Origin of the sequence: Halopiger djelfimassiliensis (assembly GCF_000455365.1) — an archaeon.
In the GTDB taxonomy this organism is placed as follows: domain Archaea; phylum Halobacteriota; class Halobacteria; order Halobacteriales; family Natrialbaceae; genus Halopiger_B; species Halopiger_B djelfimassiliensis.
Window position 1 is genome coordinate 1 of record NZ_HG315684.1, and the last position, 1,190, is coordinate 1,190.

General features: G+C 62.4%; 1 protein-coding gene and 1 pseudogene. Both read right to left on the reverse strand.

The genetic code is table 11. The features are described from left to right. The coding region (locus TX80_RS00005; RefSeq protein WP_154658541.1) for an eCIS core domain-containing protein at window positions 1-575 on the reverse strand (575 nt) is incomplete at its 3' end. A 4-nt stretch (window positions 576-579) separates the two neighbouring features. Next, window positions 580-1,190 (reverse strand): annotated as a pseudogene (locus TX80_RS00010) (hypothetical protein); the annotation flags it as partial.

The following is a 1,190-nucleotide window of genomic DNA, read 5'->3' on the forward strand; positions in this document are numbered from 1 at the left end:
ACGCGACTGGCCACGTCGATGTCGTGGTGTTCGATGTACTCGGTGAGTCCCTTCGGCGTCTCGACCGACTGGACCATGTCCACCAGTTGGTCTTTCGTCAGTCGGTAACGCTTGGTCGTCGATTCGTCGACTTTCTCCGTCCCCGTCTCAACGAGCGCTTTGGCCTTGCTCACCAGTTCTTCCCCTGACATCCGCTGGACGTGAACCTCCGTTTTGCGCATCCGGAACAGGCCGAGTTTCCCCCCGCACATCACACGATCGGCGGTCTCGTCGGCTTCACGTTCTAACTGCGGGTCGGGGTCGATCTCGAGGTCGGCGTCCGATTTGGGCATCATGCTGATCGCCGCGCCGGTCTGCTGGCGGACGTGAGCGAGTTCGTGCGCGAGCAGGAACTGGCCCTCCGCGCTCTCGGGATCGTACTCACCGGAATTAAAGACGATGTCGTTGCCGCAGGTGAACGCTTTCGCGTCGATAGCACCACCCTCAGCGGCGGTTGCAGCCTTCCGACCTCGCCGCCCGGAACGGGAGCAATCGGCTACTGTTGGTCCGTCAGAGGGAAGGTGTGCCCACCCCATCAGCTTACGACGGATTCGATTCGATGTGAGTACCGAGTTCGGGCAGTGAGTAACCGTCGACCGGAGCGGACGTCGAGTGGACCGGGTCGTACATCGGAAGGTGTTCGTTGCGGACGGTCTGGCGGTACTTGCCGAGGCCGAGCACGCGCAGGGGTTCAGGAGGTTCCAGCCCCATCTGGAGGTAGCAATCCCGGGCCTGACAGAGCAGGTGATGAACGACCAGCACCTGAAAGCCTTCGATCGGGAGATAGCCGTCGCCAGGGATCTCGGTGGGAGAGAGTTCGAGGCGAGCGTCGGCCGGGCCGGGGTGGGGATCGTCTCCCTCTTGTTCGACTTCTCTGGTCGCCTCCTGGTAGAGAACGCCGATATCGGAGACACCAGCGATCGACAGCACGTCGGGACCGAGTTGAGCCCCAGCAAGCTGGTCGGAGACCGCCTCAATGAGGCCGTCGGGTTCAGCGTCGGTGTCGAGTACTGTTGCCAACGATGCCAGTTGGTCCGCGTCGAGACGCTCTTGGGCGTCGATGCCGAGATGCACGTTCAGCAGGTACACCCGGAGGCCAGCGACGTCGTCTTCCGGCACGTCGACGATCGGTTCGACATCTCCTTCGACGA